The organism is Kaistella jeonii (assembly GCF_000812865.1).
In the GTDB taxonomy this organism is placed as follows: Bacteria; Bacteroidota; Bacteroidia; order Flavobacteriales; family Weeksellaceae; genus Kaistella; species Kaistella jeonii.
Genome location: NZ_JSYL01000002.1, coordinates 627,345 through 649,287, shown reverse-complemented (window position 1 = coordinate 649,287; position 21,943 = coordinate 627,345). Strand labels below are relative to the sequence as shown.

Below are 21,943 nucleotides of genomic sequence, written 5' to 3'. Positions count from 1 at the left end.
GTTGACAAGTTGATACTTATCCCTACATTTTTTTTAATTCTGCAATTGCAGATATATTCTTTGGGTTTTATTGATAATAGTTCCTTCTAATGGAAACTGTTCTTTAATTCGACCAACGCCTTTGTAATCAACTCTGTATCCTTGATTTTCCAATTGTGGAATGATGTTTTTTCCAATAAGTCCTGTAACGTTTGGCATTTGATTACCGGTTACCGCAATTTTTACGGTAGGCTCGATCATTTTGCTCAGATCTACTTTTCGGTCAACCAATAATTCCTGTTCGATATTCTGTGGAGTTTTTAGGAAAGTTTTTCCTGCAATCTCTTTAAATACAGGCGCCGAAACTGTCGCACCATAAAATCCTTTCGAATTATCCGGTTGATTTACCATCACAATGCACGTATATTTCGGATTATCTGCCGGATAAAATCCTGCGAAACTCGCCTGATATTTTGCCGGTCCGGGTTTCCAGTATTCAAATCTTGCAGTTCCTGTCTTTCCGGCCATTTTTAAATTGGGCGTAAAAATACTTTTCGCGGTTCCTTTTTCTACGGCTTTAGTTAATGCACTGGTCATCATTTTGATCGCTTTTTCCGAAGCCATCTTTTTGACCATTATTTCTGGTTTAGCAGTGAAAAGAACTTGACCGTCTTTCATGATCTTATCGATAAAAAGAGGTTTGAGCATCACTCCTTTATTGGCAACCCCATTATAAAATGTGGTGAGTTGTAACAGATTAAAACGGGACGAATATCCATAAGCCAAAGAAGCTAAAGTTGCGGCATTCCATCTTTTACTTTCTGGCGTAACAATATAGGGTCTCGTAACTCCAGGAAGTTCAATATCCATTTTATCAAACATTTTCCACCTTCTTAAATGATCTAAAAACACCTGAGGTTTGTCTGCATAAAATTTAGTGATCAATTTCGCGGAACCTACGTTGCTCGATTTCGCTAAAACATCTGAAATATCATAAGTTCCACCACCGTGACCATCTGAAATTTTCTGTTTTGCATAAACCCAAACTCCGTTTCCAACATTTACTGTTGTGTTTTCATCAATAAAACCGTCATCCATTGCGGCTAAAAGGGAAACTGTTTTGAAAGTTGATCCTGGTTCAGAGGCATCTTTCATGGCATAATTGTAGGCATCTACATAAATTCCAGGTTCAGTTCTTCGCAGATTAACCATTGCTTTTACTTTTCCAGTTGCCACTTCCATCACCAAAACGCAACCGTGATCAGCATCGAATTTGATCAATTGTTTTTCTAAAGCTGAACTTGCAATGTCCTGAATTCTTAAATCAATTGTAGTGTAAACATCCTGTCCATCAACAGGTTCGTTCACTTTCCAGTAATCGATGGGTTTCCATTGGCTGGAATTGACTCTTTGTTCGAGACGTGTTCCATCTTTTCCGGTCAAATATTTTGAAAAGGCACCTTCTAAACCTGATTGTGCAGCACCATTATCCATTCCGATTGTTCCTGCGCCGATCTGAGTCGTTGCCAATTCTCTTTTAAAATTTCTGTCGATGATAAAACCGCCTTTGTTTTTCCCTTTAATAAAAATTGGAAACTTTCTGATCCGGTCATAACCATCGAAATCTAGTCCTTTTGCCAGAGCATAATACTGATTTTTTGCTTTTTTCTGTTGATCAAGCCGATCTCTGAAATAGCTTCTCGGTTTGCCAAACATTTGTGACAATGAATCAGATAATGCGGCGATATTATTAGAGTAAACAGAATCTTTTATGGTTTTGAAATCAAGATATACATCATAACGCATCACAGTCGTTGCTAGAATAGAACCATCTGCAGCATATAAATTTCCGCGTGCAGCTTTTAAGGTTGCTTCCCGATAATTTTTGTTGATGTAATCATCTTTAATCTCCTGAACATTAGTGTTTTGTAAGACAATAATTCTAGCAAGAAAAACCATAAATAAGACAAAAGCGGAGCCTGCGAAGAAGTAACCCCATCGTAATGTTTGTTTGCGCTTATTTTCGAATTCATTTTGAACCGCCATCTGTACTGTCTAATTTTATCAATAATTTGTGAGGATGATTTTCTAATGATAGTAGTGAATCCTGCACCATTTCTTTTCCTAATTCTGATTCTAATTTTACTTTGATCAATCTGCTTTGAGCATACGCATTTCGGGATTTATATTCCTCTGTTTGCTCTTTCAGATCATTTACCAATTCTATTTTTTTGCTGACTAAATGATTGCTGTAGATGATAATCATCATTAAGACAAAAACCAAAAGAAAATACTTGTAATGAATTTTCACTTCATCGCGATTGAGGAAATTCCCTTTTACAATATCTATAAAAGTGAGTTTTTTCTGGGGGCGATTTGTAGGTCTTTTTGCCATCTTTTTTATCTGTAACTAGTAATGATGTTGCTAATTACTTATATCTTTATTCCGACACGCATTTTTGCGCTTCTTGCCCGGGAGTTTTCTGCTATTTCTGCTTCATCTGGAATGATTGCTTTGGTCTGAAGAAGGTCAAATGTTTTTGAGAAATTTCCGTAAATATCTCTCGCTGGTTCGCCTTCGAACATTCCATTTTTTAAAAATCTTTTGACCAAACGATCTTCCAGGGAATGATAAGAAATTACCACTAATCTTCCCTGAGGTTTTAAAATTTTATAGGACTGAACGAGCATTTCTTTCAAAGCTTCTAATTCCTGGTTCACTTCAATTCTTACGGCTTGAAAAACCTGTGCAAAAAATTTATTTTGCTTGAACTGCGGAATGTAACTGAAGAGTTTTTTTAAATCCTCTGTCGTTTCAATCTTTTTTGTTTGGCGATGTTTGACAATTTCTCTTGCTAATCTTCGTGACTCCCGCAATTCACCGTAATAATAAAAGATAGAAGCTAACTGCTCTTCTTCATATTCATTAATAATTTTTTTCGCATCTAAAACCTGCATCACATTCATTCTCATATCTAAAGGAGCGTTCATTCTTGTAGAAAATCCGCGCTCAGCTTCATCGAACTGATGAGAAGAAACTCCTAGATCGGCCAAGATTCCATCAACCTTTGAAATTCCGAAAGCCATCAACATATTTTCTAAAAACCTGAAATTTTGATTGATGAGCGTAAATCTTTCATCATCGATTGTATTTTTCAAGGCATCTAAATCTTGGTCGAAGCTGTATAATTTACCTTTAGGCGAAAGTTTTTTTAAAATTTCTCGGGAATGACCACCGCCACCGAAAGTTACGTCCACATAAATTCCGTCGGGATTTGTCACCAAATCATCTACACTTTTCTTTAGCAAAACGGGATTATGATACATATTTTAATTATTATCCGGATTAATTTTCGTCGTCATCAAAACTGATTTCGCCCATCACTTCTTCTGCAAGTTGTGCAAAATCCTCCGCAGAAGTTGCAATAACTTCTTCGTAAACATCTTTGTCCCAAATCTCAAAAAGTTCACCTGCACTTGTGATCACGATTTCTTTTTTTAGATCTGCAAAAAGCGTTAGATCTTTAGAAATCTGAAGTCTTCCAGCATTATCAGGCTCTACTATTTTTAAACCAGCCGTAAACTGACGAATGAAATCGGCGTTTTTCTTTTGGAAGCGATTGAGCTTATTTATTTTCTCCATCAGCTTTTCCCACCCGTTCATTGGATAAACTTCCAGACAGGATTGAAACACAGAACGCTTTACCACAAAGGAATCACCACCAAAATTCTCCATCTGTTTTACCAGAGATGAAGGAAGTTTGATGCGACCTTTGTCGTCCATTTTGCATTCGTATGTACCGATGAAATTCTTCATTTGGGACAAATTTATATAAAAATTTCTAAAACCTCCCACTTTTTCCCACTTTTTGACTTAATGTTAATAAGTTTTGGATTTAAGTACTAAATAATTGATTAAAAACGAGTTATGGTCCTGAATTCTTTTTTTTAATTTTTAGAAAAAAAACATTTAGGGTATTGTGAAAAATATTACTTTTATTAAAAATATAAGGACCTAAATTAAAGTTGGTGTTAAATTTGTATTTTTGCAGCGCTGATAAAGCATTTTTTATGAGATTTATTACGAAAAAAGAAAAGAAATTCTCTTTCATTGAAGCTGGAGAAGGACATCCGTTGATTTTATTACACGGATTGATGGGTGGTTTAAGCAATTTTGAGAAAACAGTAAACTTTTTTTCTGAAAGAGGTTACAAAGTTTTCGTACCTGTATTACCAATTTACGATCTGCCTGTTTTAAATACAAACCTTACGACTATTGCAAAATATGTTGCAAAATTTATAGAAGCAAAAGCAACGGAACCTGTGACTATTGTTGGAAATTCCATGGGTGGTCATGTTGGTTTGATTTTAACTTTGGCAAGACCTGAGTTGGTTAAAAATTTGGTGCTTACAGGAAGTTCCGGGCTTTATGAAAGAACATTTGGCGATAGTTTTCCGAGAAAATCTGATAAAGAATATATTAAAAAGAAAACACAGGAAGTTTTCTTTAATCCCAGTATTGCAACGGATGAACTGGTAGATGAGGTTTTTTCTGTAGTGAACGATCGCATGAAAGGACTGAAGACCGTGATGCTTGCAAGAAGTGCCATCAAGCATAATATGTTGAATGATTTACCGAAAATTACAGCACCAGTTTGCCTGATCTGGGGAAAACAAGATAATGTTACTCCACCTGAAGTCGCAATAGATATGAATAAATTTCTGCCGAATTCTTCCCTGCACTGGATCGAGAATTGTGGTCATGCTGCAATGATGGAAAAACCAGATGAATTCAATCAGATATTATACGATTGGTTGCAATCATTAAAAAAATAATAGGGTGGAAGTTTAAGCTTCCATTTTTTATTTAATTAAATTTGAAAAAAAATAACAAATGGTTATCAAAACAACTGAATTTGTAAAAAGCAGTGGCAAATGGCAGGAATGTCCGGAACCCAACTTGCCGGAATATGCATTTATTGGTAGGTCTAATGTTGGTAAATCTTCATTGATCAACGCGATGATGAATCATAAGGATCTGGCGAAAACTTCCCAGACTCCTGGAAAAACACAGCTAATTAATCATTTTTTAATCAATGAAAACTGGTATCTAACCGATCTTCCTGGTTATGGTTATGCGCGAGTTTCAAAAAGTATGAGGAAAGATTTTGAGAAAATAAATACCAATTATATATTGAACCGACAAAATTTGGTTAATCTTTTCGTTTTGGTAGATTCCCGACATACGCCGCAGCAAATTGATATCGAATTTATAGAATGGTGTGGTGAAAGTGGTATTCCTTTTTCCATTGTTTTTACGAAAGCTGATAAATTAAAACCTAATACTGTAAATGCTAACGTTGAAGTTTATAGAAATGAACTTTTGAAAACCTGGGATGAATTGCCCGACATGTACGTAACATCTGCAGAAAAGAAAATTGGAGGTGATGAAATCCTGAAATTTATTACGAAAACCAATGAGTTTCTAATCAAAAACAAAGTTAAGTTTGAAGGGTGATCAATATTGTTTGGAAAATAAAATCTTTTGAAGAGCTTTCTACAAAAGAACTATATGAAATTCTAAAAATCCGGCAAGAAGTTTTTGTTGTAGAACAAACATGCTATTATCTCGATGCAGATGGATACGACACAAAAGCAGCACACATTTGGGCAGAAAAAGGCGATCAGATTTTAGCGTATTGCAGAATCTTCAAACCTGGAATAAAATATACCGAAGCGTCTATTGGAAGAGTCCTTACAAATCCATCTTACAGAAATTTAAAATTAGGAAAGATTTTAATAAAAATCGCAATTAATACGATTGAAGGAAAATTCCGAACCCATAATATAAGAATATCTGCGCAGGATTATCTGCTAAAATTTTATTCAGATTTTGGTTTCAGAGTTACAGAAAATAATTATTTTGAGGATGATATTCCTCATACGGAAATGGTCAAATATTCTGAGTAACCACCGAACGATATTTGGTGAAAAATTTAGTTATTTGAAAATTCTCTCCGAATATGATTTATATTCAAATGATTAGGTGTTATATTTGTACGTAATTTCGCAATTATTTAAAAAAGCAACAATATAATTTGTTTAATAATTAGGAATTATATACTTTTACCAAAATCATTTAATTTCAAGATTATGAAAAAAATTTTACTTACTGGCTTTGCGCTAGTTTCAATGGCGACTCAAGCTCAAACTTGGATCCCACAAGCGACTAAACTTCCTACTTCATTTGCTCCTAGAGAAATTGCTATAGTTGATGCGAATGTTGTTTGGGCATCTGTTTCAGATGGTTCAGGTGGAGGAACTTATCCTAAAACCTTCATTAAAACAATTAACGGTGGAACAACATGGACTCCTGGTAATATTACAGGTCCTCCAACTGCCGCACTTGTTGGTGATATTGCAGCTTTAGATGCAAATACTGCATGGGTAGTAACTGCTCCTTCAACTGGTACTGCTGGAAATGGAGTTTACAAAACAATTAATGGTGGTACGTCTTGGGTTAAACAAAACGTTTATACGACTGCTTCTTTTGGTAATGTCGTTTATTTCTGGGATGCCAACGTTGGGATCACTGCTGGAGATCCAGTTGGTGGAAAATTCGAAATTTTTAGAACTGTAAATGGTGGTACTACATGGACTGCGGTATCTACAGCTCCAGCTCCAAATCCAGGTACAGAATACGGTTTAACAGGAGTAAGATATACAATTGGAGATAATTTCTGGTTTGGAACCACAAATGGTAGAGTTGTACGTACACAAGATAAAGGTCTTACATGGGGTATTTATTATACACCAGCTTTAGATTTCGGTGGTGGTGTTGCAGGCGGTGGTGTTGATGGTTCATCTGCATCTATGGCTTTCAGAGATTCCAACAACGGTCTTTTAATTGCTGTTGATGGCGCTGTTACAGGCGGAACTGCTGTTGCGTCACTTTATTCTACAACGAATGGTGGAACAACTTGGAGCACAAGTCCAATTATTCCTAATGGTCCTTGGTACTACGGAGATATTACTTATGTTCCTGGAACCGCTAATACTTATGTTTCTACAGGAATTACAAACGCTGATGCTACTATGACAGGTAGTTCATATTCTACAGATGGTGGATTAAACTGGACAGCTATCGATAATGGGCAACAAAGAGGAACAGTTAAATTCCTTAATTCTACTACAGGATGGTGTGGTTATTTCGCTGATGCTGCTCAAACAGCAGGAATCTTTAAATTCAGTGGTGATTTAGCTTTAGCGACTAACGAAAGTGCAGTAAAATCTAGTTTAAAAGTATATCCTAACCCAGCAAGTGATGTTGTGACTGTTTCTTCAAAACAAGAAATTAAAGCAGTAAGCATCATTGATCTTTCTGGAAAAAGAGTTAAAGCTGTAGAAACTAAAGGAGAAGTGAATGTATCTTCTTTAACAAAAGGAACTTACATTTTACAAGTATCTTATACTAATGGTTCTGTAGAAAATACGAAACTGATCAAAAAATAATTTTTAATATCATTTAAATAGAATGGATGAGTTTTTCTCATCCATTTTTTTTTGTACTAAAGTCTTATATGAAATGATTTTCTTAAATTAGCCCTATTAAAAATTTTATAAATGAAAAGAATATTATTGTTGCTCACATTCATGTTGAGCTTTGTACAATTTAAAGCCGACGAAGGAATGTGGCTTTTGATGATGATTAAGAGACTGAATGGCGTTGATATGCAGAAAGACGGTCTTAGACTCACACCAGAGGAAATCTACTCTGTAAACAAATCCAGCTTAAAAGATGCGATTGTTCAGTTTGGTGGTGGTTGTACGGCAGAAATGGTTTCAAAAGAAGGCTTGCTTTTAACGAACCATCATTGTGGTTACGGTTCTATTGCTGCACTTTCTACTCCAGAAAAAGATCATTTGACCAACGGATTCTGGGCAATGAAAAAAAGTGAGGAACTTCCATCAAAAGGTCTTTCAGTAAGATTTTTGGTGAGAATGGATGATGTTTCCAAACGAATCAATGCGAAGTTAAATAACAACATGACTGCTGACGAAAGAAAAGCGATCATCGATGCAGAATATAAAGCGATTCAAACGGAAAATTCTGAGAACGGAAAATATGTGGTAACGGTAAGAGATTTCTTTAATGGAAATGAATTTTACTATTTCGTTTATCAAGATTTCAAAGATGTAAGATTGGTGGGAACTCCTCCTGCATCCCTTGGGAAATTTGGTGGTGATACCGATAACTGGGAATGGCCAAGACATACTGTAGATTTTTCTGTATTCCGAGTGTATGCAGACTCGAACGGAAATCCGGCAGAATATTCTCCGAACAATGTTCCAATGACGCCAAAACATTCTCTTCCGATTTCTTTGAAAGGATACAAACCTGGTGATTTCGCAATGATCGTTGGTTTCCCAGGAAGAACAAATAGATTTTTGACTTCTTACGGAATTGAGCAAATGGTTAATAAAGATTACCCGGCATGGGTTGAAGCTTCTAAAGTTGCAATGGATGTGATGAAAAAATTCATGGACAAAGATCAGGCGACAAAACTTGATTATGCTTCCCAATACGCTTCAGTGGCAAATTACTGGAAAAACAGACAGGGAACAATCGATGCTGTGGAGAAAAACGGAACGATCTCCGAGAAAAAATCTTTGGAGGAAAAATATATGAAATGGGCATTGTTGCCAGAAAATCAAGCGATGTATAGCGGTGTTTTAGATGATATTAAAGCAAATTATGCGCAGATCTCAGACAGAAATGTGGAGAGAAATTATTCTGGTCAACTTCAGCGGAATGCTAAATATATTCCTATTTCCTATCAGTTAGGAACTTTATTAAAAACTTATGCAGACCAAGATGTAGCAGGTAAAGCTGCCATGAAGCAGAAAGTTACCGATGCAATTGATAAAGCGTACGATAAGCTTAATACAAAGTTAGAAGGTGAAATGCTGAATTCTATGGTAAACCTTTATCAGCAGAGAGTAAATAAAGATGTTGCTTCCCCAACTTTGATGAGTGCAGATGCGAAAAATCTCTCACTACAAGCATTTTCTTCTATATTTGCGAACAAAGAGTCAGCGATGAATTTTGTAAACAATCCGGACCGATTGAAAATTGATGCAGATCCAATGTTTAAATTTGCAAACGGATACGTTACCGATCAAAAATTAGAAAACGAGAAATATGCTAAAGTTGACGAAGCTTTTGCTAAAAACAGCAGAATATTCTTAGATGGATTAAGAAAATCTCAGCCTGAGAAAGAATTCTATCCAGACGCAAATTCTACAATGAGACTTACTTATGGTACCGTTACAACTTTACCAGAGAGAACAGATCGAAAATATTTTGGCATCAGTGAAAAAGATAATTATTACACCGATGTTACTGGAATGGTTGCCAAATATAAAAAAGGCGATGAAGAATTTGATTTACCTCAAAGATTCCTTGATTTGGTGAAGAAAAAAGACTTCGGTCGTTATAAAGACAAAAAAGGATTTATGCCTGTAAATTTCCTGACAAATAATGATATCACAGGAGGAAATTCTGGTTCACCAGTTATGGATGGATACGGAAGATTACTAGGTTTAGCTTTCGATGGTAACAGCGAAGCGCTAAGTGGAGATATTATTTTCGATCAGAAATGGCAGAAAACAATTAACGTAGATATCAGAATGGTTCTTTGGACTATCGAAAAATACGGTAATGCGGGTCACTTGATCAGCGAAATGGTTTTGGTAAAATAAACCAGAAGATAATTTTAAAAAAAGACTGTCGAATTTTCGGCAGTCTTTTTTTTGTAATAAGTTGAGAAGAAATCTTTTCTTGCAATCGTTCAAATTTAATGAGGAAAAGCTTTTCAACTTTTCGTTAAAATGAATTATAGTTTACATTAAATCAAAGAGAGATCAATATCAATTTTAAAATGCAAAAGAATTAGAAGCCTTTTCTTCTTTGGTCATCTTTCGCCAAATCCACGGTGCAATCGGATTTTTTTCTTTCCATAATCCTACTTTTCTATTTCTAGCTTCGATTTCTAATTGCGCATAAGAATTATCTTTGGAATATTTTTTAAAATGCCAAGCTAAACCATTTTTTACCAAAGTTTTATTAATGTTAACTCCATTTGGAAGAATGAGTTCTGCGATCATTCTCCCATTCCTGTCCGATTTTTCATCGCCTTGCAAACTCACCATTTTTCCAAAACAAAGATCAGAAACCATCTCCTTCGCCTTCGTACCATAATCTTGCTTCTTCTCCGGACAATCAATATTTGCCAAACGAACGATTTGTTCTTTTCCGTCCATTAATAAAGAAACCGTGTCGCCATCTTTTACGCCGATGACTTTGTATGTTTGACAAAAAGCTAACGAGCAAAAAATTAAAAGGAAGAGGAGAAAGAATTTTTTCATCGTTAAATAATATTTGATTTTTAATTTTAAAGGCGGAAGATAGAATTAAAATTTGGGCAAAAAAAAGCGAAGATTTTTTCTTCGCTTTCATTTTAATAACGTGCATCTTCGCGAAGCATTCCTAATTCGCCGAAATGCTTTTTAAATTTCACAATCTTTGGTCCAACTACAGCACTGCAGTAGGGTTGATTGGGATTTATCTCATAATAACCTTGATGATACTGTTCCGCCGGATAGAATTCTTCCAGTTTAGTAATTTCAGTTACGTATTTTCCGCTGTATTTTCCTGTGGCTTCTGACGTTTTGATTGCTGATTCAGCGTTTGCTTTTTCGGTATCATCTTTATAGAAAATCACTGATCGGTATTGTGTTCCGATATCATTTCCCTGTCTGTTTAGTTGCGTAGGATCGTGTAGGAAAAAGAAAACATCCATTAACTGTTCGTAAGAGATAATTTTGGGATCGTAAGTAAGTTTTACTACTTCTGCATGACCGGTTTCTCCCGTACAAACTTCCTCGTAAGTAGGATTTGCTTTGTGTCCTCCTGCATATCCTGATGTTGTAGATTCTACACCTTTTAATAAATCGAGTACGCTGTCAACGCACCAAAAACAACCGCCACCAAAAGTGATCGTTTCTAAATTCTGTTTGTCCATTTTTATAAATATATTTATTGATGATCTTCGACTCGCCCGTAAATTTTCAGGAAATCAAAAGATAATGATGAAAAAAAGGATGATTTTTTCGATGTAACTCATCGAGTGAGATCGGATATGTCCTTAATTTTTAAGAAAACCAAGACAGTCACTTTTCCCATACAAGTGCACTTGCTCCTAGAATTGCGGCATCAGCTTCATCGAGTTCACTGAAAACCAGTTTTACTTTATTTCGGAAGATGGGTAGCAAATTTCGCTCCATGTGAAGTTTGGTAGGTTTCAAAATAAAATCACCTGCGTGAATGACGCCACCAAAAAGCAAGATCGCTTCGGGGGAAGAGAACATGACAAAATTCGCCAAAGCTTCTCCTAATTTCTGTCCCGTATATCGGAAAACTTCAATCGCAGTAGCGTCACCTTTTTTGGCACATTCATAGACAACTTTTGAATTGATTTCTGCTTCAGGATATTGATTCAACATAGAATCGGGAAATTCTGCGCGCATCTTTTTTGCTGTGATCGTAATGCCGGTTGCAGAAGCGTACGCTTCTAATGAACCTTCAGATCCTGTGCTCCAGTGTTTTCTGCCGCCTGGTTTTACGATGGTATGTCCGAGTTCTCCTGCAAATCCATCGTGTCCATAAATTAATTGTCCGTTTGCTACAATTCCGCTGCCAACTCCAGTTCCGAGAGTAATCATGATAAAATCTTTCATTCCACGCGCTGCACCAAACATCATTTCTCCCAAAGCCGCTGCATTTGCATCGTTCGTCATTTTGCAGGGTACTTCAAATCTTTTTGTCATTAATTCTGCAAAAGGAACTACGCCTTTCCAGCGAAGATTTGGAGCCTGCTCGATTGTTCCGCGATAATAATTGGCATTTGGCGCGCCAACTCCAATTCCATCGAAATGTTTCTGGCCGCAATGTTTCATAATTAAGGGGGAAACTTTTTCATATAAAGCATCAATGAAATCTTCTACTTTTGGATAATCTTCTGTCTTGAGACTTCCCTTTTCCAGAATGTCTCCACGATGGTTGACTAATCCGTACTTGGTGTTTGTTCCGCCTACATCAACTCCCAGTGCAACTTGTTTGGATAAATCTATTAACGACATTTAATATTATTTAGTCATTAAAAGTACAAAAATTAATATATCGCCACAAAAAAACTTCCTCAATAAAATTGAAGAAGCTTTAAATATAAATGGTGAATTCTTACGCTGGAATCTCTCCTTTGTATAAGAATGAAATAATTTCTTTGTTGACTCTCTCAACCATTTCGCTGAAAAGATAAAAAGATTCCTGTTTGTAAATGACCAAAGGATCTTTTTGCTCGTAAACCGCACCTTGAGATGAACGTCTTAAATCATCCATTTCCCGTAAGTGTAATTTCCAGTTTTCATCGATGATAGACAATGAAATATTTTTCTCGAAATCAGTGATCAATGAATCACATTTTGTATCGTGAGCTTCTTTCAGATCGGTAACAATGGTCATTGTTTTAATACCATCTGTGAACGGAACCTGAATCATTTTGAACATCGAACCTTGGTTTTTGAACACGTTTTCGATGATCGGGAATGATTTTTCTTTCAACAAATTCAGCTTCATTTGATAATCTTCTGAGGCTGCTTTGAAAAGTAAATTCGTTAATTCCGGAACTTGCTTGGTTTTAAATTCGTCTGAAGTCACAGGCGATTCCATGGTAAAGTTTTTGATAATTTCGTATTCAAATTCTTTAAAGTCACCTTGTAATTTTCCCTGCGTAACGATTGATTGCGATACATCGAAAATCATGTTTGAAATATCATATTTCAAGTGATCACCGAACAGTGCATTCTTTCTTCTTTTGTAGATTACGTCACGCTGTTTGTTCATCACGTCATCATACTCCAGCAATCTTTTTCGGATACCGAAGTTATTTTCCTCCACTTTTTTCTGCGCTCTTTCGATCGATTTGGAAATCATGCCGTGTTGAATTACTTCGCCTTCTTTATGACCCATTTTATCCATCATTTTCGCGATTCGTTCAGAACCGAAAAGACGCATCAAATTATCTTCCAAAGAAACGTAGAACTGGGAACTTCCTGGATCTCCCTGTCTTCCGGCACGACCACGCAACTGTCTGTCAACACGTCTTGAATCATGTCTTTCCGTACCAATAATTGCCAAACCTCCGTTTTTCTTGACGTCACCCTGCAATTTAATATCGGTTCCACGTCCTGCCATGTTCGTTGCAATCGTTACAACTCCAGGTCCACCTGCCATTGCTACAATCTCTGCTTCTCTTGCGTGAAGTTTTGCATTCAAAACATTATGTTGAATTTTTCTTAATGAAAGTGCTCTTGATAATAATTGAGAGATTTCAACTGAAGTTGTACCAACCAATACTGGTCTTCCGTCTGCAGTTAATCTTTCGATCTCTTCGATTACCGCATTATATTTTTCACGATTGGTTTTGTACACCAAATCTTGTCTGTCATCTCTAACAATTGGTCGGTTAGTAGGAATTACTACTACATCCAATTTGTAAATTTCCCAAAGTTCGCCAGCTTCAGTTTCCGCAGTACCTGTCATTCCTGCGAGTTTGTTGTACATCCGGAAATAATTTTGAAGCGTTATCGTTGCAAAAGTCTGAGTTGCCGCTTCAATTTTTACATTTTCCTTTGCTTCAATCGCTTGGTGAAGTCCGTCTGAATAACGTCTTCCTTCCATGATACGGCCGGTTTGCTCATCTACGATTTTTACTTCGCCATCGATAACAACATATTCATCATCTTTCTCAAATAAAGTATATGCTTTTAACAATTGACTTAAAGTATGAACTCTTTCAGATTTCACTGCAAAATCTCCAAATACTTTCTCTTTCGCTTCAAATTCTTCTTCTTTAGTTAAATTTTTAGCTTCAATTTCTGCGATTTCGGTACCGATATCATTCAAAACGAAGAAATCTTTATCTTCATTTCCAGCAGACATATATTCAACACCTTTATCGGTTAAATCAATCTGATTATTTTTCTCGTCAATTACAAAATACAGGTCTTTGTCAACAATCGGCATGTCGCGGTTGTTATCTGCCATGTACTGACCTTCTACTTTTTGAAGAAGCGCTTTGTGGCCACTTTCAGAAAGATATTTAATTAAAGGTCGGGATTTAGGTAAACCTCTATAAGCTTGTAAAAGTTTGAATCCTCCTTCTTTATTATTTCCGTTGGCGATTAATTTTTTAGCTTCATTGAAAAGACCTGAAACAGTTTTTTTCTGAATTTCAACAATTCGGTCAATTGAAGGTTTTAATACATCAAATTCCTGACGGTCACCTTGAGGAACTGGTCCTGAAATAATTAATGGCGTTCTTGCATCATCAACTAAAACTGAATCTACCTCATCGACGATCGCAAAATTTAATTCGCCCTGAACAAGTTCAGTTGGAGAAGTCACCATGTTGTCTCTTAAATAATCGAAACCAAATTCGTTGTTTGTTCCGTAAGTAATACTGGAGTTGTAAGCTTTTCTTCTTGCGTCAGAATTCGGTTGGTGCAAATCTATACAGTCGATCGTTAAACCATGGAATTGGTATAAAGGTCCCATCCAAGCCGAGTCACGTTTTGCCAGGTAATCATTTACAGTAACAACGTGAACTCCTCTTCCTGGAAGTGCATTTAAATAAATAGGTAAAGTTCCTACTAAAGTTTTTCCTTCACCAGTCGCCATTTCGGCAATTTTACCATTGTGAAGTTCTACACCACCAATAAACTGAACATCGTAGTGAATCATATCCCATTTGATCGCAGTTCCTGCAGCATCCCAATGATTAACCCAAACTGCGGTATCTCCCTCGATTTTAACGAAATCTTTAGTTGAAGCAAGTTCGCAATCAAGTTCAGTCGCTGTAACCCGAATTTCTCCGTTTTCAGCAAGTCTTCTGGAAGTTTCTTTGATCAATGCAAAAGCTTCCGGAAGAATTTCCAAAAGAACTTTTTCTTCAACAATGTAGGAGTCTTTTTTTAATTCTTCAATTTTGGTAAAGAGGTTTTCCTTCTCATCAACATCGGTAGAATTTTTGATCTGTTCTTTAGTTTCTTCAATCTGAGCAGTGATATTTGCGGTTGCAGCTTTTAATTTTTCTTTAAATTCTGCGGTCTTATCTCTCAAGCCATCATCAGAAAGTTCTTTAATAGCTGGTTCAACAACTTTTATTTTACTTACTACTTTTTTTACTTCCTTCAGGTCGGTCACACTTTTATCACCCAAGAACCCTTTAAGAACTTTGTCTATAAAACCCATATTATTTACTTTCGGCTCTTTGCGCAAGCATTAAGCCATTAAAATTTTAAAATTTTTCTAAAATATAAAAGCCAATCGTCTTTTGAGACAACCGGCAGTTTTTTCTAATATTCATCCTCATTCCAGAGGAAATCATCGTCGGTTGGATAATCGCTCCAAACTTCTTCGATAGACTCATAAATCTCTCCTTCATCTTCGATTGCCTGAAGATTTTCAACAACTTCCATTGGTGCACCTGTTCTAATTGCATAATCAATAAGTTCTGCCTTCGTCATCGGCCAAGGTGCGTCACTTAAATAAGAAGCTAATTCTAATGTCCAATACATATAATATAATTTTTTGCAAAAGTATAAAATTAGGCGACATAAAAAAGGTTTTTATCGCTGATTTTCAATAAACTTTGATTTTTGTCACTAATTTTTTCAAGAACCATTTTTCAAAAACCATTCCACAAACTTTTTTATGCCATTTTTGAAGTGAGTCGTTGGATGATAGCCGATTAATGACCTTGCTTTTGTGATGTCAGCATTGGTTTTTTGAACATCTCCCGGTTGTAATGGCAGTGATTTTTTGTCAGATTTTTTATCTAAATTTTCTTCGATGGTTGAAACCATTTGCTCTAAACTAATGACTTCGCCACCTCCAAGATTAATGATTTCGTAAACGTTTTGATGGGTTTCTAAATAATTGATAGATTTTAAGATTCCATCGATAATATCATCAATATAAGTATAATCTCTCGCCGTAGAACCGTCGCCATAAAAAGGAATTTCTTTGGTGGAATTAATCAATTTGGTGAACTTGTAAATCGCCAGATCGGGTCTTTGTCTAGGTCCGTAAACCGTGAAAAACCGCAGATGAATCATATCAATCCTATATAAGTGATGGTAAACGTGACCTAAAACCTCCGTACATTTTTTTGTTGCCGCATAGGGTGAAATTGGTTCATCAACTGAATCTTCTTCAGAGAAAGGACTTTTCTTATTATTCCCGTAAACACTTGAACTTGATGCATTTACAAATTTATTTATGCTAAATTCTCTGCACAATTCCCAAAGATTCATGGTTCCTTTAATATTGACTTCCTGATAATCCATCGGTCGTTCGATGGAAGGACGAACTCCGGCCAAAGCTGCCAAGTGAATAATAACGTCAACTTTATGTTTGGTGAATATTTTTTCTAAACCTTCTTTATCCCGAATATCCTGATAATAAAGCTGATAATTTTTAGAAGAAGTTTCGAAAATTAGTTTCTGAATGTCTAGCTCTTTGTCATGGAAAGAAAATTCCAGCGTTTTGCTGATGGACTCTAAAGTATTTTTAATCTTAATCTTGTAATCATAGAAATCATCAAAACTGTCAATGTTAATGACAGAATGTCCATTTTTTAATAAATGTTCTACCAAATGAGACCCGATAAATCCGCTTCCTCCCGTAATTAAATAGTTCATCATTGTTTTTTCTAAAGACAAATTTATTAATAATAGTTGAATGGTGTTTTCTTACTTTTGTTTAAAATAAAATTAATGATAGATTTCCGTAAACTTTTTGTTTTACCAAAAGAGGAAGACGAAGAAACTACTTTTACAGAAATACAGGAAGGGATTTTTTTCCGGGGTCATAATTTGTGGCTTCTGGTAATTTCAATGGGTATTGCCTGCGTTGGTCTAAATACGAATAGTTCAGCAGCGGTGATTGGTGCAATGCTCATTTCGCCTTTGATGGGACCAATTGTAGGCGCTGCTTTTGGTTTATCTATCGGAAACCGACATTTGATACGATTAGGAATTGTTAATTGGATTTTAATGATTGTTGTAGCAATATTCTCTTCTACGATGTACTTTCTTATTTCTCCTTTTCACTCAGAAACTGCGCAACTGGAAAGTTTTAAAACAGCAACGATTTTTGATTGCTTTCTCGCTATTTTAGGAGGATTTGCTTGGTTTCTTGGGATTGTGAGAAAAGAAGCGATTAAAGTAATTGCAGGTGTTGCAGTTTCCACAGCATGTATTCCGCCACTTTGTACCGCTGGTTTTGGGATTGCAAATGGCAATTGGGAGTATTTTTGGGGAGGTTTCTATTACTATCTTATTAATTGTTTTTTTATTGGAGTAGGAACTTTTATTCTCAGTATTATTCTTGGATATCAGAAATATTATCTTAAAAAAAATAAAGTCAGAAACCTAAAAACCTATCTGTTGATCAGTTTAATTTCTGCAGTTATCCTGTTCCCAAGTATCTTGCTTACAAAGAAGAAATGGGATCTGGAAAAACTTAAAGAAAGATCAGATAATTATATTAAAAGTATTAAAACAAACCATCCTGAACTTGCAATTATCAAATACGAAACATTTGAAGATAAAGGACAAAATTTTTTAAAAGTAACAGTGCTAAATGACAGCATTACGTTAAGCAAAAAAACATTAAATGATCATGATAATATGGTGAAAGATATTCATTTGATATGGCAATATGCACCACGACAAGAAAATAATCAAAATCCGGAGGTGAAAAATCTTCAGACACAGATTTCGGCGTTGCAAGAAGCGATAGAACAATTAAAATCTCAAAATAATATAAACTGATCTTAAAATTTTATATTTACGAAAAAGTACCATTATGCAGTTTCAAGGACAAATTTTAAAAATGATCACGCAAAACGCGAAACCTATTCAATATTATCTCAATTTATCCCATGATTTGATCAATATGAATCAATTAATTGAAAAAAAGATTAGATTAAAACATATTGGTTATGAATGTGTTAGCTGTGGTAATGACGAGAAAATTTACCGTATGGGCTTTTGTAAAAAATGTTTTTTCGAAAGTCCGTACGCGAGCGAAACCATTATTCGTCCGGAACTTTCTACTGCGCATCTGGGAATCGGCGAGCGAAATTTAGAGGTTGAAGAATCAATTCAACTTGCGCCACATATTGTATATCTTGCTTATACAGGAGATGTGAAAGTGGGCGTTACGCGCGAATCTCAAATTCCGACACGTTGGATTGATCAGGGAGCAACTTTCGCACTTCCGATCGCAAAAACACAGAATAGATATGAAGCGGGAATGATAGAAGTTGCCATGAAAGAGCATCTCGCCGATAAAACCAACTGGCGAAAAATGTTGGAAGACGATTACGAGGACGATTTAGATCTGGCTGATTTTCGGGAGAAAGTGAAAGATTATTTCCCAGAAGATTTTAAAAACTTTTATTCCATGGAGGAAGAAATGTGCAGATTAGATTATCCTTACGAAGCGCCGGAAAAAATCAATTCTTTTACGTTAGATAAAAAACCAGAATTTGAAGGAGTTTTGAGAGGAATAAAGGGACAGTATCTTTCTTTCGAAGGTGGTGATTTTATCAATGTTCGCGGACATGAGGGTTATGTGATTGAGATGGAAATAGATTAAAATTTCTTTTTCTTTAATTTGATTTAATATTATAAGTAGTTCATTATCTATGATTTAAAGCATAAAATTTTGAGAAATTATTTTGTAATATTGTAACAATAAATAAAAAAATTATGAAAACAAAGTTAATTCAGTATTCGTTAGTGATTGCAGCTGCTTTTTTTGTTGCGAATTCATGTAATAAAAAAGAGACCGAAACTACAAAAAATGATAATGCCGAACTTGTTATTGCACCCTCAGATTCATTAATTGTAAATGATTCTACCATTCTGAGCGATGATTCTGCAACAGTGAAAACTGCAGTTGGTGTTCAGGATGAAGAACAGAATGCCATAAAGAAAGAAAAATCTGAAGCTGAGAAATTAAAAGAAGACAAAGAAGCGAAGAAGTAATTTTTTTTTCTTTACCAATTGATAAACATCCTTTAGTGGGATGTTTTTTTTATATTTGATCTTATTGAAAAAAGAATTAAGATTTAAAAGCGCCACCATTTTTATGGCACAAAATTTTTATAGTTTCTAAAATGAAAAAAAAATACTTTAAAATTTTTTCGATTATCGCAGGAATTATATTCCTTCTTTTCCTTCTTGCAAATTTTGGTTTAAATTTTTGGGTCAAAAATAACCTTCCAAATTACATCAAGAACAATTCTGAATATTTGGTTACTTATAAAACGCTCGACGTCGATTTAGCAACCGGAAATATTTTTTCTACCGGAATCACCATCAATAATAAAAACCCAGACCGTACTGATAAGCTTGGTTTGCAGGGAACTGTTGATACGCTTTCGATTGCCCGATTAGGGATTTTTGATATTATTTTCAATAAAAGAATTAATACTTCTGATTTAAAACTTTCAAATCCACATCTCAATATTATTCTTCCAAAACCAATGGATAAAAAAGTTGGAAAGAAAAAAAATGATATTACTGTCGAAAATATCACTATCAATAAAGGAAATTTTCAGGTGTTTAAATCGACGAAACAAAAAGTTTTTTCGGTGAATGATTTAAATTTAAAGGTTGAGAATCTGCAGATGAATGAAGAGTCTCTGGAGAATAAACTTCCTTTTGCTTTTGATCATTACAAGATCAACGGTAAAAATTTATATTTCCGTTCCGATAATGTGTATGCTTTTACCGCAAAATATATTACGACGAAAGAAGGGCAGATCAGCGTTAAAGATCTGGCGGTGATTCCTTTGCTTTCTTATCAAAATTTCAGAAGATTTTATCCTAAAAAAAGAAATTTGTTCGACTTTAAATCTTCCGAACTGGAATTTAAGGATATTCAACTTAAAAATAATAAAATCACGCTGACCAAAGTTCGTTTCGAAAATCCGGAGTTGAAAATGTTCACAACCAATGTAAAGCCTGCAGAAAAGGAAAAAAGTTTTACTTACGATGTGAATTTAGATGATGTTACTTTTAATAATGCCAAAATTAATATTGTAAACCCCAATGGATCGCCTTTATTTTCAGCTGGAAATCTTACCATGAATCTCAATAAATTTAAGATGAATGAAGAAACTGCAAAAGGAAATATTCCTTTTCAGTACAATGATTTTAAAATTGACGGACAAAATATTAATTATATTTCTAATACTGAAAAAGTAAATGTTGCAGCGCTTTCAATCTCTCCGAAATTGGCAGATTTGAAGAATATTTCCGTAAAGCCAACCGTTTCTGCTTCTGATAAAACGTTGCTCGATCTTACTGCTCAAAATATTAATTTAAAAATAAATGATTGGACATTTTTAAATAATAAACTGAAATTAAATATTCAAAATATTTTAGTCAGCGAACTGAATGGAAAAATTGTAGGTGGCGAAAATCCAAAGAAAAGGAAACTGGCTTTTGAGGGAATTGCATTTCCTTTAATTGTTAAAAATGTGAGTTTAAAAAATTCTAATCTGGTTTATGAAAAAGGAAAGCAACCTTTAATTTTAAAAGATCTGAATGCAAATATTCAGAATATCGAAATGAATGAAACTACCATAAAGGAGGCAATTCCTTTTAAAATTGGTTTTTATAGTTTAACAACACGCAATTTTACGTATGAAACAAAATTCTACAATTTATCTGCTTCTTTATTAAAATTTAATAAAAACACGATACAGATTTCAAAATTTGCAATGATCCCAAAATTTTCCAGAACTCAATTTATTCGGATGATTCCGACTGAAAAAGATCTCTATGATATTAAGGTCAATCAAATAGCAGTAAATGGAAACTGGGATTTTATTTCTGCAAATAAGTTTGTAGAAGCTTCACAAGTGACTTTATCTGGTGCAAATGCAAATATCTTTCGAAGTAAAATACCAAAAGATGATCTCACCGAAAAACTCTTGTATTCAAAATTACTAAGAACTATAAAATTTCCAATGTTCATCCGTAATTTAGATTTAAAAAATTCAGTTCTAGTTTATGAAGAAGACACCAAAAAAAGTGATGGTCCCGGAAAACTCACTTTCAATAATTTTGATATGAATGTGAAAAACCTGAATTCCGGGAAGATGAAAGGAAAGCCAACGTTAGTTCCTATTACTATAAAATGTCTTTTCATGAATGCTTCTCCGATGAATGTGAAATGGAGTTTTGATACCGCTAATTTGAATGATGCATTTTCTATTTCGGGAAATGTTGCTGATTTGCCAGCTGCGAGGATTAATCCGTTTATTGAACCTTATCTGAAAATTACTGCAACAGGTTTGATTTCTGATCTGATTTTCAATTTCAAAGGAACGCAACAGGGAATTAATGGAACTTTAAAAATAGCGCACCAAAATTTAAAAATTTCCATACTGAAACAAACTGGTGAAAAAAATAAATTTCTGTCTGCGGTCGCGAATGTTTTTGTGAAAACTAACTCTGGGAATTATCCGGAATCTGTACAGGTGGAAAATGTAGAGCGCGATAAAACCAGATCTTTCTTCAATATGTTCTGGCGTGGAATTGAGCAAGGATTAAAGAAAACTTTGATCGGAATTAATGCTCCTAAAGTTGGAGAAACAATTAAGAAAACGATTGATAATACAAAATCTGCATTAAAAGAGAATAGTAAAGATTTGAAACAAACAGAAGTTGAAGTAAAAGAAAAAGTTCAAGAAACCAAAGAGAAAGTTAAGGAAAAAGGAATTTTCAAAAATATATTTAAAAAGAAATCCGACTCGTAATT

19 protein-coding genes are annotated in these 21,943 nt (G+C 34.9%); 9 read left to right on the top strand and 10 right to left on the bottom strand.

Annotated elements, in window-relative coordinates:
- Window positions 1-33: 33 nt before the first annotated feature.
- Genes OA86_RS05670 through mraZ form a run of 4 tightly spaced genes read right to left on the bottom strand, consistent with a single transcriptional unit; the run spans window position 34 to window position 3,796 of the window.
- Window positions 34-2,025: a penicillin-binding transpeptidase domain-containing protein gene (locus OA86_RS05670; protein ID WP_039350015.1), complete on the bottom strand. Its 1,992-nt coding sequence runs from the start codon at window positions 2,023-2,025 to the stop codon at window positions 34-36.
- Window positions 2,009-2,374, bottom strand: a complete 366-nt coding sequence (locus OA86_RS05665; protein WP_039350012.1) for an FtsL-like putative cell division protein — start codon at window positions 2,372-2,374, stop codon at window positions 2,009-2,011. The genes OA86_RS05670 and OA86_RS05665 overlap by 17 nt, the downstream gene beginning before the upstream one ends.
- A gap of 38 nt (window positions 2,375-2,412) precedes the next feature.
- Complete coding sequence (gene rsmH, locus OA86_RS05660; RefSeq protein WP_039350009.1) at window positions 2,413-3,306, bottom strand: 16S rRNA (cytosine(1402)-N(4))-methyltransferase RsmH; 894 nt, start codon at window positions 3,304-3,306, stop codon at window positions 2,413-2,415.
- Window positions 3,307-3,325: 19 nt separating this feature from the next.
- Window positions 3,326-3,796 carry a division/cell wall cluster transcriptional repressor MraZ gene (gene mraZ / locus OA86_RS05655; RefSeq protein ID WP_039350006.1) on the bottom strand — a complete coding sequence of 157 codons (471 nt, stop codon included), beginning with the start codon at window positions 3,794-3,796 and terminating at the stop codon, window positions 3,326-3,328.
- A gap of 254 nt (window positions 3,797-4,050) precedes the next feature.
- Between mraZ and OA86_RS05650 the strand changes: the two genes are divergently transcribed.
- The 5 genes from OA86_RS05650 (at window position 4,051) to OA86_RS05630 (ending at window position 9,741) form a co-directional block, all read left to right on the top strand.
- On the top strand, window positions 4,051-4,815 hold the full coding sequence (locus OA86_RS05650; protein WP_039350003.1) for an alpha/beta fold hydrolase: 765 nt from the start codon (window positions 4,051-4,053) through the stop codon (window positions 4,813-4,815).
- A gap of 58 nt (window positions 4,816-4,873) precedes the next feature.
- Window positions 4,874-5,497: a ribosome biogenesis GTP-binding protein YihA/YsxC gene (yihA, locus tag OA86_RS05645; RefSeq protein WP_039350000.1), complete on the top strand. Its 624-nt coding sequence runs from the start codon at window positions 4,874-4,876 to the stop codon at window positions 5,495-5,497.
- Window positions 5,494-5,949, top strand: coding sequence for a GNAT family N-acetyltransferase (locus OA86_RS05640; RefSeq protein ID WP_039349997.1), 456 nt, complete (start codon window positions 5,494-5,496; stop codon window positions 5,947-5,949). The genes yihA and OA86_RS05640 overlap by 4 nt, the downstream gene beginning before the upstream one ends.
- A gap of 183 nt (window positions 5,950-6,132) precedes the next feature.
- Window positions 6,133-7,491, top strand: coding sequence for a T9SS type A sorting domain-containing protein (locus tag OA86_RS05635; protein WP_039349994.1), 1,359 nt, complete (start codon window positions 6,133-6,135; stop codon window positions 7,489-7,491).
- Between the two features lie 111 nt (window positions 7,492-7,602).
- Entirely contained in the window at window positions 7,603-9,741 is a 2,139-nt protein-coding gene (locus OA86_RS05630; protein WP_039349990.1) for a S46 family peptidase, read from the top strand.
- 174 nt (window positions 9,742-9,915) lie between these two features.
- On the opposite strand, the gene OA86_RS05625 is transcribed toward OA86_RS05630, so the two are convergent.
- The 6 genes from OA86_RS05625 to OA86_RS05600 all read right to left on the bottom strand — a co-directional run bounded on the left by OA86_RS05625 (window position 9,916) and on the right by OA86_RS05600 (window position 16,803).
- Window positions 9,916-10,407, bottom strand: a complete 492-nt coding sequence (locus OA86_RS05625) for a thermonuclease family protein (protein ID WP_039349987.1) — start codon at window positions 10,405-10,407, stop codon at window positions 9,916-9,918.
- A gap of 92 nt (window positions 10,408-10,499) precedes the next feature.
- Window positions 10,500-11,063 carry a peptide-methionine (S)-S-oxide reductase MsrA gene (gene msrA, locus OA86_RS05620; RefSeq protein ID WP_039349984.1) on the bottom strand — a complete coding sequence of 188 codons (564 nt, stop codon included), beginning with the start codon at window positions 11,061-11,063 and terminating at the stop codon, window positions 10,500-10,502.
- A gap of 148 nt (window positions 11,064-11,211) precedes the next feature.
- Window positions 11,212-12,180 (bottom strand): ROK family protein, encoded by a 969-nt coding sequence (locus OA86_RS05615; protein ID WP_039349980.1) that lies wholly within the window; start codon window positions 12,178-12,180, stop codon window positions 11,212-11,214.
- Window positions 12,181-12,280: 100 nt separating this feature from the next.
- Window positions 12,281-15,352 (bottom strand): preprotein translocase subunit SecA, encoded by a 3,072-nt coding sequence (gene secA / locus OA86_RS05610; RefSeq protein WP_039350543.1) that lies wholly within the window; start codon window positions 15,350-15,352, stop codon window positions 12,281-12,283.
- A 104-nt stretch (window positions 15,353-15,456) separates the two neighbouring features.
- Window positions 15,457-15,678, bottom strand: a complete 222-nt coding sequence (locus tag OA86_RS05605; protein WP_015807225.1) for a DUF2795 domain-containing protein — start codon at window positions 15,676-15,678, stop codon at window positions 15,457-15,459.
- Window positions 15,679-15,774: 96 nt separating this feature from the next.
- The gene (locus tag OA86_RS05600) at window positions 15,775-16,803 is read right to left on the bottom strand and encodes a GDP-mannose 4,6-dehydratase (protein ID WP_039349977.1); all 1,029 of its coding nucleotides are present in this window, start codon (window positions 16,801-16,803) and stop codon (window positions 15,775-15,777) included.
- Between the two features lie 75 nt (window positions 16,804-16,878).
- Between OA86_RS05600 and OA86_RS05595 the strand changes: the two genes are divergently transcribed.
- The 4 genes from OA86_RS05595 (at window position 16,879) to OA86_RS05580 (ending at window position 21,941) form a co-directional block, all read left to right on the top strand.
- Window positions 16,879-17,937: a DUF389 domain-containing protein gene (locus tag OA86_RS05595; RefSeq protein WP_052257400.1), complete on the top strand. Its 1,059-nt coding sequence runs from the start codon at window positions 16,879-16,881 to the stop codon at window positions 17,935-17,937.
- A 34-nt stretch (window positions 17,938-17,971) separates the two neighbouring features.
- Window positions 17,972-18,766, top strand: a complete 795-nt coding sequence (locus tag OA86_RS05590; RefSeq protein WP_039349974.1) for a DUF2797 domain-containing protein — start codon at window positions 17,972-17,974, stop codon at window positions 18,764-18,766.
- Window positions 18,767-18,879: 113 nt separating this feature from the next.
- On the top strand, window positions 18,880-19,158 hold the full coding sequence (locus OA86_RS05585; protein WP_039349964.1) for a hypothetical protein: 279 nt from the start codon (window positions 18,880-18,882) through the stop codon (window positions 19,156-19,158).
- 131 nt (window positions 19,159-19,289) lie between these two features.
- Complete coding sequence (locus OA86_RS05580; protein WP_039349962.1) at window positions 19,290-21,941, top strand: hypothetical protein; 2,652 nt, start codon at window positions 19,290-19,292, stop codon at window positions 21,939-21,941.
- Window positions 21,942-21,943 lie beyond the last annotated feature (2 nt).